This is a genomic window from Streptomyces sp. NPDC048257 (assembly GCF_043201855.1).
Taxonomy (GTDB): domain Bacteria; phylum Actinomycetota; class Actinomycetes; order Streptomycetales; family Streptomycetaceae; genus Streptomyces.
Genome location: NZ_JBICZI010000030.1, coordinates 56,196 through 71,482, shown reverse-complemented (window position 1 = coordinate 71,482; position 15,287 = coordinate 56,196). Strand labels below are relative to the sequence as shown.

The 15,287-nt window shown below is 69.9% G+C and carries 10 protein-coding genes; 4 read left to right on the top strand and 6 right to left on the bottom strand.

The features are described 5' to 3' along the window. The first annotated feature begins 141 nt into the window (after window positions 1–141). The 4 genes from ACGFZK_RS33935 to ACGFZK_RS33920 all read left to right on the top strand — a co-directional run bounded on the left by ACGFZK_RS33935 (window position 142) and on the right by ACGFZK_RS33920 (window position 6,239). Window positions 142–1,425, top strand: a complete 1,284-nt coding sequence (locus ACGFZK_RS33935) for an HRDC domain-containing protein (RefSeq protein ID WP_393852699.1) — start codon at window positions 142–144, stop codon at window positions 1,423–1,425. Window positions 1,426–1,757: 332 nt separating this feature from the next. Continuing rightward, window positions 1,758–2,984, top strand: coding sequence for a thiolase family protein (locus tag ACGFZK_RS33930; RefSeq protein ID WP_393852698.1), 1,227 nt, complete (start codon window positions 1,758–1,760; stop codon window positions 2,982–2,984). Next, entirely contained in the window at window positions 2,981–5,110 is a 2,130-nt protein-coding gene (locus tag ACGFZK_RS33925; RefSeq protein WP_393852697.1) for a 3-hydroxyacyl-CoA dehydrogenase NAD-binding domain-containing protein, read from the top strand. The genes ACGFZK_RS33930 and ACGFZK_RS33925 overlap by 4 nt, the downstream gene beginning before the upstream one ends. Window positions 5,111–5,201: 91 nt before the next feature. After that, entirely contained in the window at window positions 5,202–6,239 is a 1,038-nt protein-coding gene (locus ACGFZK_RS33920; protein WP_393852696.1) for an LCP family protein, read from the top strand. 95 nt (window positions 6,240–6,334) lie between these two features. Here the strand turns inward: ACGFZK_RS33920 and ACGFZK_RS33915 are convergent, their stop codons facing one another. The 6 genes from ACGFZK_RS33915 to ACGFZK_RS33890 all read right to left on the bottom strand — a co-directional run bounded on the left by ACGFZK_RS33915 (window position 6,335) and on the right by ACGFZK_RS33890 (window position 14,853). After that, a complete protein-coding gene (locus ACGFZK_RS33915; RefSeq protein ID WP_393852695.1) occupies window positions 6,335–7,834 on the bottom strand; it encodes an amino acid permease in 1,500 nt (499 codons plus the stop codon). Between the two features lie 124 nt (window positions 7,835–7,958). Further along, window positions 7,959–9,875, bottom strand: a complete 1,917-nt coding sequence (gene dxs / locus ACGFZK_RS33910) for a 1-deoxy-D-xylulose-5-phosphate synthase (RefSeq protein ID WP_393852694.1) — start codon at window positions 9,873–9,875, stop codon at window positions 7,959–7,961. Window positions 9,876–10,138: 263 nt separating this feature from the next. After that, window positions 10,139–11,428 (bottom strand): sugar ABC transporter permease, encoded by a 1,290-nt coding sequence (locus tag ACGFZK_RS33905; RefSeq protein WP_393852712.1) that lies wholly within the window; start codon window positions 11,426–11,428, stop codon window positions 10,139–10,141. A 26-nt stretch (window positions 11,429–11,454) separates the two neighbouring features. Next, window positions 11,455–12,243 carry an ATP-binding cassette domain-containing protein gene (locus tag ACGFZK_RS33900; RefSeq protein WP_215144586.1) on the bottom strand — a complete coding sequence of 263 codons (789 nt, stop codon included), beginning with the start codon at window positions 12,241–12,243 and terminating at the stop codon, window positions 11,455–11,457. 165 nt (window positions 12,244–12,408) lie between these two features. Continuing rightward, the gene (locus tag ACGFZK_RS33895; RefSeq protein WP_393852693.1) at window positions 12,409–13,521 is read right to left on the bottom strand and encodes a substrate-binding domain-containing protein; all 1,113 of its coding nucleotides are present in this window, start codon (window positions 13,519–13,521) and stop codon (window positions 12,409–12,411) included. Window positions 13,522–13,638: 117 nt separating this feature from the next. Continuing rightward, window positions 13,639–14,853: an ROK family protein gene (locus tag ACGFZK_RS33890; protein ID WP_393852692.1), complete on the bottom strand. Its 1,215-nt coding sequence runs from the start codon at window positions 14,851–14,853 to the stop codon at window positions 13,639–13,641. Window positions 14,854–15,287: the final 434 nt, after the last annotated feature.

Here is a 15,287-nt window from a genome sequence, read left to right as displayed (position 1 = left end):
GATAGCCGCCTCGGGAACCGCTCCGGGGGAACCCCCGGGAGACCCCCGCAATACCCCGGGAGAACTCCCCGCATACCGCTCGCGCCCGTCGACGGAACGTTCCGGCGACGGGCGCGTCGTATACACGGATACCCTTGACCGGTGACCGACGCCCAAGATCCCGCAGCAGACCTGCGCACCACCACCGGGGGCGGCCCCTCGGACGACGTCGTTGTTCCGCCCGGGGGGCTGCCGATTCCCTTGCTGGAGCCCCGTGAGGGGATTCCTCCGGTGGTCGCCGACGCGGACGCCCTCGCCGAAGTCGTCGCCGCCTTCGCCGCGGGCACCGGCCCCGTCGCCGTCGACGCCGAACGGGCCTCCGGGTACCGCTACGGCCAGCGCGCCTATCTGGTGCAGCTGCGCCGTGAGGGTGCGGGGTCCGCGCTGATCGACCCGGTGGGCTGTCCCGACCTGTCCGCACTGGGCGAAGCCCTGTCCGGCACCGAATGGATCCTGCACGCCGCCACCCAGGACCTGCCCTGCCTGCGGGAAATAGGCATGGTGCCCACCTCCCTGTTCGACACCGAGCTGGCCGGCCGCCTCGCCGGCTTCCCGCGCGTCGGACTGGGCGCGATGGTCGAGAGCGTGCTCGGCTACGCGCTGGAGAAGGGCCACTCCGCCGTCGACTGGTCCACCCGCCCGCTCCCCGAGCCGTGGCTGCGCTACGCCGCTCTGGACGTGGAGCTGCTCGTGGACCTGCGGGACGCGCTGGAGAAGGAGCTGGACCGGCAGGGCAAGCTGGAATGGGCCCACCAGGAGTTCGACGCCATCGCCTCCGCACCGCCCGCCCCGCCGCGCAAGGACCCGTGGCGCCGTACGTCCGGCATGCACAAGGTGCGCCGGCGCCGGCAGATGGCGGTCGTCCGGGAGCTGTGGGAGTCCCGCGACCGCATCGCGCAGCGGCGTGACGTGTCCCCGGGCAAGGTGCTGGGCGACGCCGCGATCGTCGAGGCGGCCCTCGCCCTGCCGGCCAACGTGCACACCCTGTCCGCCCTGCCCGGCTACGGACAGCGGATGGGCCGGCGCCAGCTGGACCAGTGGATGGCCGCCGTGGACCGGGCGAAGGCGCTGCCCGAGAGCGAGCTGCCGCAGCCCGGGGCGACCCCGGCCGGTCCGCCGCCGCCGCGCTCCTGGGTGGACAAGGACCCGGCGGCCGCGGCCCGGCTGTCCGCGGCCCGTACCGGCGTGTCCGCGCTGGCGGAGGAACTGAACCTGCCCCAGGAGAACCTGATCACCCCGGACACGGTCCGCCGGCTGTGCTGGGAGCCGCCGCAGAGGCTGACCGCGGACGCGGTGGCGGAGGTCCTGGCGGGCTACGGCGCCCGGCCCTGGCAGGTCGAACTCGTGACCCCGGCGCTGGTCGAGGCCCTGGCCGCCACCGGCTGACGCACCGGCGCACCCCTTCCGAACGAGAGCCCCCGGCCGATCACCGCCGGGGGCTCTCGCGTGTCCGCGGGCGGGACCCCTGCCCCGGGGCCCGCGCCGGGCGAATCCAGCCCTGCCGGCGCGTGAGGCGCGGCGCCCGGGGCGCAAGCCCCGGCCGGCCGGGCGCGGCCGAGCTCCCGCGCCGGGGAGTGTGACCTTCGCCGCTCCTCCGGGAGGGGGTGTGCACATTGGTTACCCGCAAGTAGCATGGTCGGGTGAGCGAGCGCTCAGCGAAACGCCGAGCACCCCCGCGCGCAGCAGCAGTGCACACCCGCACCTGGAGGAGAGCCAACGTGCCTCGTACCGTCAGGGACGTCGTCTTCGTCGACGGCGTCCGCACCCCGTTCGGCAAGGCGGGCCCGAAGGGCATCTACCACGAGACCCGCGCCGACGACCTCGTCGTGAAGGCGATCCGGGAGCTGCTGCGCCGCAACCCGGACCTGGACCCCAAGAAGATCGACGAGGTCGCCATCGCCGCGACCACGCAGATCGGTGACCAGGGCCTGACGCTGGGCCGTACCGCCGGCATTCTCGCGGGCCTCCCGCAGTCCGTACCGGGCTACTCCATCGACCGCATGTGCGCCGGCGCGCTGACCGCCGTGACCGCCGTCGCGGGCGGTGTGGCCTTCGGTGCCTACGACGTCGCCCTCGCCGGCGGTGTCGAGCACATGGGCCGCCACCCCATGGGTGAGGGCGTGGACCCGAACCCGCGCTTCGTCTCCGAGAAGCTGGTCGACGAGTCCGCCCTGTTCATGGGCATGACCGCCGAGAACCTGCACGACCGGTACCCGACGATCACCAAGCTCCGCGCCGACGAGTACGCCGTGCGCTCGCAGGAGAAGGCCGCCAAGGCGTACGCCGACGGCAAGATCCAGCAGGACCTGGTCCCGATCTCGGTGCGCAACACCAACGCGGAGGTCGGTGAGACGGGCTGGGGCCTGGTCACCACCGACGAGCCGATGCGCCCGGGCACCACGCTGGAGAACCTGTCCGGCCTGAAGACCCCGTTCCGTACGCACGGCCGGGTCACCGCGGGCAACGCCGCCGGTCTCAACGACGGTGCCACCGCCGCGATCATCGCCTCCGAGGACTTCGCGCGGGAGAACAACCTCCCGGTCAAGATGCGCCTCGTCTCGTACTCCTTCGCGGGTGTCGAGCCCGAGGTCATGGGCTACGGCCCGATCCCGGCCACCGAGAAGGCCCTGGCCCAGGCCGGCCTGACGATCGAGGACATCGGCCTCTTCGAGGTCAACGAGGCCTTCGCGGTCCAGGTCCTCGCGTTCCTGGAGCACTACGGCATCGCCGACGACGACGCGCGCGTGAACCAGTACGGCGGCGCCATCGCCTTCGGTCACCCGCTCGCCTCCTCGGGCGTCCGCCTGATGACGCAGCTGGCCCGCCAGTTCGAGGAGCAGCCGCACGTCCGCTACGGCCTGACCACCATGTGCGTCGGCTTCGGCATGGGCGCCACGGTCATCTGGGAGAACCCGAACTTCAACGCCGAGGGAGACTCCAAGTGAGCACCACCGCTGAGCTCCTGAAGGGCGCGGCCGAGCTGTTCCCGGACGAGGTCGTCACGTCCGCGCACGTCCGTCACCTGGACCTGCCGTTCGGCGCCGGGCGCTTCGCGCTCATCACGCTGGACAACGGCTTCGACCACACCAAGCCGACCACCTTCGGCCCGCAGTCGCTCGCCAACCTGAACGCGGCGATCGACCAGGTCGAGCAGGAGGCCCTCGCGGGCTCCATCGTCGGCGCGGGCATCACCGGCAAGCCGTTCATCTTCGCGGTCGGCGCCGACCTCAAGGGTGTCGAGCTGCTGAAGAAGCACGACGAGGCGCTCGCCATCGGCAAGGGCGGCCACGACGTCTTCAAGCGTCTGTCGGCCCTCGCGGTCCCGACCTTCGCTTACTACAACGGCGCGGCCATGGGCGGCGGCGTCGAGGTCGGTCTGCACTGCAGCTACCGCACCGTCTCGAAGGCCATCCCGGCCTTCTCGCTGCCCGAGGTCTTCCTCGGCCTGGTTCCCGGCTGGGGCGGCTGCGCCATCCTGCCGAACCTGATCGGCGCCGAGCGCGCGGTCTCGGTGATCATCGAGAACTCGCTCAACCAGAACAAGCAGCTGCGCGGCAAGCAGGTCTTCGACCTGGGCATCGCGGACGCCCTGTTCGAGGGCGCGGACTTCCTGGAGCAGTCGCTCCTGTGGACCGCGAACGTCCTGAACGGCACCACCGAGGTCGTCCGCGACGAGATCGACCGCGGCGAGGCCTGGGACGCGGCCGTCGCCAAGGGCCGCTTCATCGCGGACTCCAAGGTGCACGGCGCCGCTCCCGCCGCCTACCGCGCGCTGGACATCATCGCCGCGGCCAAGTCCGGTGACCTCCAGGCCGGCTTCGACGCCGAGGACACGGCCCTGGCCGACCTCATCATGGGCGGCGAGCTGCGCTCGGGCATCTACGCCTTCAACCTGGTCCAGAAGCGCGCCAAGCGCCCGGCCGGTGCCCCGGACAAGTCCCTGGCCCGTCCGGTCAGCAAGGTCGGCGTCGTCGGCGCGGGCCTGATGGCCTCGCAGCTGGCGCTGCTCTTCCTGCGCCGCCTGGAGGTGCCGGTGGTCCTCACCGACATCGACCAGGAGCGCGTGGACAAGGGTGTGGGCTACGTCCACGCCGAGATCCAGAAGCTGCTCGGCAAGGGCCGCATCAACCAGGACAAGGCCAACCGCCTGAGCGCCCTGGTGAGCGGTGTGCTCGACAAGGCCGAGGGCTTCGCGGACGCGGACTTCATCATCGAGGCCGTGTTCGAGGAGATGTCCGTCAAGCAGAAGGTGTTCGCGGAGGTCGAGGCGGTCGCCCCGGCGCACGCGATCCTCGCCACCAACACCTCCTCGCTGTCGGTGTCGGAGATGGCCTCGAAGCTCCAGCACCCGGAGCGCGTGGTCGGCTTCCACTTCTTCAACCCGGTCGCGATCCTCCCGCTGCTGGAGATCGTCCGCGGTGAGCAGACGGACGACGCCTCGCTGGCCACGGCCTTCGGTGTCGCCAAGAAGCTGAAGAAGACCGCGGTCCTCACCAAGGACGCCCCGGCGTTCGTCGTGAACCGCATCCTGACCCGCTTCATGGGCGAGATCCAGAACGTCATCGACGAGGGCACCCCGGTCGTCACGGCGGAGAAGGCCATCGAGCCGCTCGGCCTGCCGATGTCCCCGCTGGTGCTCCTGGAGCTCGTGGGACCTGCGATCGGTCTGCACGTCTCCGAGACCCTGAACCGCGCCTTCCCGGAGCGCTTCACCGTCTCCCCGAACCTCACGGCGGTCGTCAAGGCCGGCAAGCGCGGCTTCTACGTCTACGATTCCGGCAAGCCGGAGCTGGACCCCGAGGTCGCCGCCCTCCTGGTGCAGGGCGACTCCGTCCTGACCGAGGAGCAGGTCCGCGACCGCGTCCTGGACGCGGTGGCGCAGGAGATCGGCCTGATGCTGGAGGAGGGTGTCGTGGCCGAGGCCCAGGACATCGACCTCTGCCTCATCACGGGCGCCGGCTGGCCCTTCCACCTGGGCGGCATCACGCCGTACCTGGACCGTGAAGGCGTCTCGGAGCGCGTGAACGGCAAGAAGTTCCTCGCCCCCGGCCTCGCGAGCGTCCCGGCCTAGTCCGGGTCGCAGACAGCCGTACGACGGCTCGGCCCGCCCCCTCCGGGGGGCGGGCCACAGCTGTTCGAATACCTGTCTAAGATTCACCCCCATGACGGAAAAGCACGCGCGGCCCAGGCGCCGCCGCCGCATTCTGCGGATCACCCTGCTGCTGGTCGCCGTGCTGATCCTGGGCACGGCCGGGGCCGGCTGGTGGACGTACAGCCACCTCAACGGCAACATCGACAGCGTCGACCTGGACCAGGCGATCGGCGACAACCGGCCCGCGAAGGTCGTCGCGAACGCGCAGAACATCCTGGTGCTCGGCTCCGACTCGCGCGCCGGGGCCAATGCCGATCTCGACCACGGCGACGTCAGCGGTGCCCGCTCGGACACGGCGATGCTGGTGCACATACCCGAGGGCCGGTCCAAGGCGACCGCGGTGAGCATCCCCCGCGACACCCTGATCACCCGGCCCGAGTGCAAGGACAAGAACGGCAAGACCCTGCCGTCCGCCAAGCGGGTCATGTTCAACTCCGTCTACTCGCTCGCCGGCCCGGCCTGTGTGGTCAACACGGTGGAGCAGCTGTCCGGCGTCCGCGTGGACCACTTCGTCGAGGTGGACTTCGCCGGCTTCAAGGGCCTGGTGGACGCGCTGGGCGGGGTCACCGTCACCCTGGACAAGCCGATGAGCGGCGCCAAGGGCGGCCTGAAGCTGGACGCGGGCACGCACCGGCTGAACGGCACCGACTCGCTCAAGTTCGTCCGTACCCGCTACGGCTACGGCGACGGCAGCGACCTCGGGCGCATCGGCCTGCAGCAGCAGTTCATGATGGCGATGCTGTCCGAGATCAAGAAGCAGGACGCCCTCGGCAACCCGGCGCGGCTCTACAAGCTCGCGGACGCCGGCACCAAGTCGCTGACCACCGACTCCGACCTCGCCTCGCTCACCGCGCTGTCCGACTTCGCGCAGAGCATGAAGGGCGTCGACCCGGACACGATGGAGACGCTCATGCTCCCGGTCGCCTACGACAAGGTGGACCCGAACCGCGTGGTCGTGGCCGAGCCGCAGGCGAGCCAGCTGTGGGAGGCCCTGCGCAACGACCAGAAGGTCCCGGCCTCGGCGAAGGACTCCCCCGCCAAGGGCTGAGGCTCCGGCGCCGCCGCACGAACGACGCAGCGGGCCCGTACGGGAGGGATTCCCGTACGGGCCCGCTGCGTCGTGTTGCGGCCGGCGAGCGGCGCTCAGAACTTCGCGTCCTGGCCGGCCTTGTGCAGACGGCTGTTGCGGTAGCCGTAGACGAAGTAGACGATGATGCCGATGGCCATCCAGAGGCCGAAGCGCGCCCAGGTCTCGGCCGGCAGGTTGAGCATCAGCCAGAACGAGGCCGCGATCGACACGATCGGGACGAACGGCACCCACGGGGTGCGGAAGGACCGGTGCAGGTCGGGGCGGGTCTTGCGGAGGACGATCACGCCGAGGGCGACCACCACGAAGGCGAACAGGGTGCCGATGTTCACCAGTTCCGCGAGGGTCTCCAGGCTGGTGAAGCCCGCGACGATCGCGATGATCCCGCCCAGCAGCATGGTCGCCCGGTAGGGGGTGCGGTACTTCGGGTGCGTCACGGAGAACACCCGCGGCAGGAGTCCGTCACGGCTCATCGCGAAGAACACGCGGGTCTGGCCGAGCAGCAGGATCATGCACACGGTGATCAGGCCGACGGCCGCGCCGAGGCTGATGGCGCCCGAGAAGAACGGCTGGTTCACCGACTTGAAGGCTTCGGCGAGCGGCGCGGTCGGGGACATCTCCGAGTACTTCTGCATGCCCGTGACCACCAGGGTGACGGCCACGTAGAGCACCGTGCAGACCAGCAGCGAGCCGAGGATGCCGCGCGGCATGTCCCGCTGGGGGTTCTTGGTCTCCTCGGCCGCCGTCGCCACCACGTCGAAGCCGATGAAGGCGAAGAAGATGAGCGAGGCCGCCGTGAAGATGCCCATGACGCCGAAGTTCGTGGGCTCGTAGCCGAAGAGCACCTGGACCAGGGGTGAGTGCCAGCCGCTGACGCCCTCGGCCTGTGGCTGGGCCGGCGGGATGAACGGCGAGTAGTTGTCGGCCTTGATGAAGAACAGGCCGGCGATGATGACCAGCAGCACGACCGTCACCTTGATGGCGACGACGACCGCGGTGATCCGGGCCGAGAGCTTCGTCCCGACGACCAGGATCGCCGTCAGCGCCAGGACCAGCAGGAACGCCAGCAGGTCGAAGTGGCCGCCGGCATCGGGGCCGGACAGGGAGGTCGGCAGGGTCCAGCCGAGGTTGGTGTCCATGAGGTGGCGCACGTACCCGGACCAGCCGACCGCGACGACGGCCGTGCCGAGTGCGAACTCCAGCACGAGGTCCCAGCCGATGATCCAGGCGGGCAGCTCACCGATCGAGGCGTACGAGAACGTGTACGCCGACCCGGCCACCGGGACGGTGGACGCGAACTCGGCGTAGCACAGCGCCGCGAGGGCGCAGACGATGCCCGCCGCGACGAAGGCGAGGGCGGTGGCGGGACCGGCGTTGTTCCGGGCGGCGATGCCCGTCAGGACGAAGATGCCGGTGCCGATGATGACGCCCACGCCGAAGACCGTGAGGTCCCAGGCGGAGAGCGACTTGCGGAGCGCGTGTTCGGGCTCCTCCGTGTCGCGGATGGACTGCTCCACCGTCTTGGTACGGAAGGGACTGTTCAGATCCTTGCTCACCGACGCCTCCGACAGGTGACGACGCACGAACGGGCCGGGAGGCCCACTCCTCAAGAGTGATCTCCCGGCCCGTGACGTGCAACCGCGCGTCGATCTACGAACGGCGCGTACGGCGAGTTCCGGACTAGTCGACGGCGGCGGCCGGCTCGCTGTCGTAGCGGCCGTCCAGCTTGGCGACCAGGCCCGTGACCTGCCGGGCGATGTCCGGCGCGGTCAGGCCGATCTCCGCCATGATCTCCTTGCGGAGGGCGTGGTCGAGGAAGCGCTGCGGAATGCCGAAGTCGCGGAGCGGTACGTCGACACCCGCGTCCCGCAGGGCCTGCGACACGGCGGCGCCCACGCCGCCGGTGCGGCCGTTGTCCTCGACGGTGACGACCACGCGGTGCCGGTCCGCGAGCGGGGCCAGGGCCTCGTCCACGGGCTTGACCCAGCGGGGGTCGACCACGGTCGTGGAGATGCCCTGCTTGTCCAGCAGGTCCGCGATCTCCAGGCACATCGGAGCGAGTGCGCCGACCGAGACGAGCAGTACGTCCGGACGGGTGACCTCGGCGCCCGGGGCGCGCAGGACGTCCATGCCGCCGATCCGGCCGACGGCCGGGACGGCGGGGCCGACGACGCCCTTGGAGTAGCGCACGACGGTCGGGGCGTCCTTGACCGCCACGGCCTCGCGGAGCTGGGCGCGCAGCTGCTCGGCGTCGCGCGGGGCGGCGAGCCGCAGGCCGGGGACGACCTGGAGGATGGACATGTCCCACATGCCGTTGTGGGAGGCTCCGTCGTCGCCGGTGACACCGGCCCGGTCCAGGACGAAGGTGACCCCGCACTTGTGCAGGGCCACGTCCATCAGGACCTGGTCGAAGGCACGGTTGAGGAAGGTCGCGTACACCGCGAAGACCGGGTGGACCCCGCCGGTGGCCAGGCCCGCCGCCGAGGTGGCGCCGTGCTGCTCGGCAATGCCCACGTCGTAGATCCGGTTCGGGAAGGCCTCGGCGAACTTGTTGAGGCCGACCGGGTGGAGCATGGCGGCGGTGATGCCGACGATGTCCTCGCGCTCGTGGCCGAGCTTGACCATCTCGTCGGCGAAGACGGAGGTCCAGCTCGCTGCCGCGGTCTTCACCGGCAGGCCGGTGTCGGGGTGGATCACGCCGACCGCGTGGAAGCGGTCCGCCTCGTGCTCCAGGGCCGGGGTGTAGCCGCGGCCCTTCTGGGTGAGGCAGTGCACGATGACCGGGCCGCTGAAGCGCTTGGCGCGCTGCAGGGCGGACTCCAGGGCCTCGATGTCGTGGCCGTCGATGGGCCCGATGTACTTGAGCCCGAGGTCCTCGAACATGCCCTGCGGGGCGATGAAGTCCTTGAGGCCCTTCTTGGCGCCGTGCAGGGTCTCGAAGAGCGGCTTCCCGACGACCGGGGTGCGCTCCAGGATCTCCTTGCCGCGGGCCAGGAAGCGCTCGTAGCCGTCCGTGGTGCGCAGGGTGGCCAGGTGGTTGGCCAGGCCGCCGATGGTGGGGCCGTAGGAGCGCTCGTTGTCGTTGACGACGATGACCAGGGGGCGGTCCTTGGCGGCGGCGATGTTGTTCAGCGCCTCCCAGGCCATGCCGCCGGTCAGCGCGCCGTCGCCGATGACGGCGGCGACGTGGTGGTCCTCGCGGCCCAGCACCTCGTTGGCCTTGGCCAGGCCGTCGGCCCAGCCGAGCACGGTGGAGGCGTGCGAGTTCTCGATCACGTCGTGGTCGGACTCGGCGCGCGAGGGGTAGCCGGACAGACCGTTCTTGGTGCGCAGGCCGGCGAAGTCCTGGCGGCCCGTGAGCAGCTTGTGGACGTAGGCCTGGTGGCCGGTGTCGAAGAGGACCTTGTCCTTGGGCGAGTCGAAGACCCGGTGCAGGGCGATCGTCAGTTCGACCACCCCGAGGTTGGGGCCGAGGTGCCCGCCGGTCTTGGAGACGGCGTCGACGAGGAAGGACCTGATCTCGGCCGCGAGCTGGTCGAGCTCCTCCTGGCTGAGCCGGTCCAGATCGCGCGGTCCCTTGATGCGGGTCAGCAGCACCCGTGCCTCCTTGCAGTTGCCAGCTGGTCTGTCGAGTCTAATGTTCCGCTCCCCGGCGCCGTCATCGGGCCGTCCCGGGGGAGTCACACCTTTGTCATACATGTGCGCACGCTCGCGCGGCCACACCTCACATACGGGCGTATTACCGCACATGAGTACCCCGCACATGCACGCACGGATGCCCGGCGCCACGAAAAGTGGCGCCGGGCACTGTGACCGGTCTTACCGCCGGATGCCGCTCCGGCGGGCGATCGGACGCGCCGTCAGGCGCGTCCGGCCGTCTTCTGGGTCTTGCGCGAGACGGAGTCGATCACCACGGTGGTCAGCAGCACCGCACCGGTGATCATGTACTGGATCGGCGTCGCGATGCCTTCCAGGGCCAGACCGTACTGGATCGAGACGATGACCATGACGCCGAGGAGGGCGTTCCAGGTCCGGCCCCGGCCGCCGAAGAGGCTGGTGCCGCCGATGACGGCCGCCGCGATCACGTTCATCAGCAGGTCGCCGGCACCGGCGCTCTGGTTGGCCGCCGCGATCTTGGAGGCCCAGAACAGACCGCCGATGGCGGCGAAGGTGCCGGAGATCGCGAAGACCGTGATCCGGATCCGGGTGACGTTGATGCCCGCACGACGGGAGGCCTCGACGCTGCCACCCAGTGCGAAAACGTTTCGCCCGAAGGTCGTGCGGCGCAGCAGGAAGTCCGTGAGGACCAGGGCCAGCAGGAAGAGCACCACCGCGAGCGGCAGGCCCTTGTACTGGTTGAACAGCACGGCGGGACCGAAGGTGCACAGCGCGAGCAGGCCGGTGCGCAGCAGGATCTCGGCGAGCGGCCGGGAGGGCATCCCGGCGGCCTCACGCCGCCGCGCGTCGAGGAAGGCCGCGAGGAAGTAACCGGCCACCGCGAGCGCGGCCAGCCCGTACGCCACCGCCACGTCCGAGAAGAAGTACGTGGTCAGCTGGCCGACCACGCCGTCGGAGTCGATGTTGATCGTGCCGTTGCTGCCGAGGATCTGCAGCATCGCGCCCAGCCAGAAGAGCAGGCCGGACAGGGTGACGGCGAAGGCCGGGGCGCCGATCCTGGCGAAGAAGAAGCCGTGGATGGAGCCGATCAGGGCACCGCCCGCGACGGCCGCCAGTATGGCCAGCCATTCGTTCACGCCGTGGGTGACGGCGAGGACGGCGACGATCGCGCCCGACACGCCGCTGACCGAGCCGACCGAGAGGTCGATCTCGCCGAGCAGCAGCACGAAGATGATGCCGATGGCGATCATGCCGGTGCCGGTCATCGTGATCGCGATGTTGGTGAGGTTCTCCGGGGAGAGGAAGTTCGAGTTCAGCCCCTGGAAGATGGACCAGATGACGATCAGGCCGATGACGACCGGGAGGGAACCCAGGTCTCCCGCCTTCATCTTGCGCTTGAACTCGCCCACGTATCCGGCGAGACCCTGCTCCCGGACGAGCAGGCGGGGGTCCACGGCGGGGATCGCGTCGTGCGCGGCCGCGGGGTTGACCGGGTCGATGTGCTCCTGCTTGCCGACGGGGCCCTTGCCCAGGGGATCGGTGGCAGGGTTCTGGGTGCTCACTTGCCGGCCTCCGAGGTGCGGGCCGCCCGGCGGGTCACGGCGTTGTCCGTGGCACCGGTGATGGCGGAGATGATCTCTTCCTGCGAGGTGTCGGCGACGTTGAAGACACCGTTGTTGCGGCCCAGCCGCAGGACCGCCACCTTGTCGGCGACGGCCTTCACATCGGCCATGTTGTGGCTGATGAGGATGACGGCGTGACCGCGCTCGCGCAGCCGCTCCACCAGGTCGAGGACCTGGGCGGTCTGCTCGACGCCGAGGGCGGCGGTGGGCTCGTCGAGGATGACGAGCTGGGGCTCGCCCAGCATGGAACGGGCGATCGCCACGGTCTGGCGCTGACCGCCGGAGAGCGAGGCGATGGGAATCCGGACACTGGGGATCCGGATGGACAGGGTGGTCAGGAGCTCGCGGGCGCGCCGCTCCATCTCCACCTCGTCGAGGACGCCGCGGCGCTTGAGCTCACGGCCGAGGAAGAGGTTGCCGACGACATCGATGTTGTCGCACAGCGCCAGGTCCTGGTAGACCGTCGCGATGCCCAGGTTCTGGGCGTCGTGGGGCTTGCCGATGGAGACCGGGCGGCCTTCCCACTCGATGACACCTTCATCGATGGGGTGCACGCCGGCGATCGTCTTGACCAGCGTGGACTTTCCGGCACCGTTGTCGCCGACGAGGGCGACCACTTCACCGGAGTGGATCTCGAGTTCTACGTCGGTCAGGGCCTGAACGGCGCCGAACCGCTTCGAGACCCCTCGCAACGCCAGCACGGGCGCAGCGGACACATGAACCATCTCCTTCGCCGCCTGACCGGCGGGGATGTCGTGCAAAAAGAGCAGGAGCGGGGCGAATGGGGGGGAGGAACGTTTCTGCCCGGTGCCCCGCCCGGTGGCGGGGATGAGGGGGCGGGGCACCGGTCAGGCACGGGGGGCCGCCTCGCGAGGAGGCGGCGGGGGCCGCTACTTCAGGCCGGCTGCGGCGCAGGCCGCCGCGTACTTGTCGCTGCAGATCTCGTCGATCGAGTAGACGCCGTCCTTGACGACGGTGTCCTTGATGTTGCCCTTGGTGAGCGAGACGACCGGGATCAGCACGGACGCGACACCCTTGGTGGTCGGGCTGTCGACCGTGGAGGTGGTGACGCCGTCCAGCTTCTCCTTCTTGGCGAGGGCGACGGCCATCTTCGCCGCGGCCTCGGCCTCGGGGGCGTACGGCTTGTAGACGCTCATGAACTGCTCGCCCGCGACGATCCGCTGCACACCGGCGAGTTCGGCGTCCTGACCGGTGACCGGCGGCAGGGGGGAGACACCGGCCGCCTTCAGGGCGGTGATGATGCCGCCGGCCATGCCGTCGTTGGCCGAGTAGACGCCGACGACCTTGTCCTTGCCGAGCGCCGAGAGGGCGGCCGCCATGTTGGTGTTGGCGTTCTCCGGCTTCCACTCGACGGTGTCGTACTCCTTGCCGACGTTCACCTTGCCGTCGAGGACGGAGTGCGCACCGGCCTTGAAGAGCTTGGCGTTCGGGTCGGTGACCGAACCGTTCATCATGACGACCTGGCCGTCCTTGGCCTTGTCGCCCAGCGCCTCCAGCAGCGCCTTGCCCTGGACCTTGCCGACCTCTTCGTTGTCGAAGGAGGTGTAGGCGTCGATCGGGCCCTCGGCCAGGCGGTCGTAGGCGACGACCGGGATGCCGGCCTCCTTCGCCTTCTTGACCGACCCGGCGATGGCCTTGGAGTCCACCGCGTCGACGATGAGGACGTCCACCTTGTTGGTGATCATCGTGTCGACCTGGGAGTTCTGCGTGGTCGCGTCCTGCTTGGCGTTGGCGTAGACGACCTCGCCCTTGCCGCCGGTGAGCTCGGCGACCTTCTTCTCGATGAGCGGCTTGTCGAACTTCTCGTAACGCGCGGTCTGGTTCTCCGGCAGGAGCAGGCCGACCTTGATCGCGTCACCCTTGGCAGCGCCGGACTCCTTGGTCTTGTCGCCGGCCTCCTTGGCACTGCCACAGGCGGCGAGGGAAACGGCCATGGCGCCGGCGGCAACGGCTACAGCGGCTCTGCGCATACGCGTGTTCATTACTTGAACCTCCCTGACGAGGCCGCTACGCCGCGGCCGAGGTGGATGTGAGTCAACCCCGGCCGCGTTTTGCCGTCAAGGAGTGAATTCTTAACGAGATGACAACGGTGCCATTCGTTATCTACCTGAAGACAAGACGGCGGGAGCTCGCACTCCACTTCCATGATCTGACAAAAGTGTCGAATCGCCCATCTCGCTGAGTACGAGTGCCAGTGCGCCCAGCACCTCGGCCCGCCCGCCCAGGCTCCCCGTCAGCACCGACAGCTGCCGGGCCGCGCTGGGGATCGCGTACCTCCCCACTGATTCACGGATGGGGGCGAGGACCAGTTCACCGGCCTCCGCCAGCGAGCCGCCCAGCACCACCCGGCTCGGGTTCAGGAGGTTGCAGAGACTGGCCACGCCGCTGCCGATGTGCCGGCCGACGTCCGTGATCACCCGGCGGCAGCCCGGGTCTCCCTCGCGGGCCAGTTCGACCACCCGCTCCATCGTCAGTTCCGGCCCGTGCGTGCCCTGGAGCAGCGGCAGGACGTACCGGGCGGCCGCGAAGGTCTCCAGGCACCCGCGGTTGCCGCAGCGGCAGACCGGGCCCGATTCGTCCAGGGTGATGTGCCCGATCTCGCCCGCCGTGCCGCCGGGCCCGCGGTAGATCTGGCCGTTGATCACGAGGCCCGCGCCGACGCCGCTGGCCACCTTGATGTAGGCCAGGTCCTTTACTCCCCGCCCGCTCCCCCAAACGAGTTCACCGAGGGCGCCGAGGTTCGCGTCGTTGTCCACGTACACGGGCACGCCGAGGCGCTGCGAGAGCTCCTGGCGGGGGTTGATGCCCGCCCAGCCCGGCAGGATCGCGGTCGAGCCCAGCGTCCCGGACTCCACGTCGATCGGGCCGGGCACGCCGAGCCCGACGCCGATGACCTTCTCCAGCCCCACCCCGATGTCCGCGATCAGCCGTCCGACCAGGGCTTCCGCCCGGTCGAAGCCGTCCGTCCAGGACGCGTCGACGTCCAGCGGCTCGGACTCCTCCGCCAGCACCTGGTGGGCGAGGTTGCCCACCGCCACCCGCAGGTGGGTGTGGCCGAAGTCGACACCGATGACGATCCCCGCGTCACCGCTGAGCGAGACGCTGCGCGCCCGGCGACCGCCGGCCGAGGTGTCGGTGACCTCGACCGTCCCTCCGTCCTTCAGTTCCCGGACGATGTTGGAGACCGTGGCCGCCGACAGTCCGGTGGCGCGGGCGATCTCCGCCTGGGTCAGCGATCCCGCGAGCCGCACCGCCCGCACGACCCGTTCGAGATTCGCGCGATGCAGCGACGACTGCGATCCGGGAGTCTGCACGACTCATCCACTCCTGCCCATTAGCGACGGCCAGCCGTCGCCCCCCGGCCGGGGCACGTCACGGCTTTATGCTCCGAGACCCCGGCATCTCTCCAACTTGTGAACCTTAAGTCGAGCCTTTGCGCATCCACACGTCAAGAGGCTGACACGGCATGAAACGGCTACTACTGACCTAAAGGGGGAGAGAAGCGGCCCCTTCTCTCGTGTGACGTCGCTGAGACGCCGGTCCTCTGCGGCCCTTTCGGCCGGACCCGGCGTCCTGCAACGACCGCGCTACGCAAGGAGGCGTTCGGGACGAGTCCCGATCGAAGTCCTTGCAGCGCCCTCGTCGGCTGACCTTTCCTGACCGGCTGATCTTCCCTGAGCGCGCACGGCGGCGGTGGACCGCCGTCCCGTGCGCTCGTGCGCTGCCGCGCGTTCTCTTCTTCTACGTT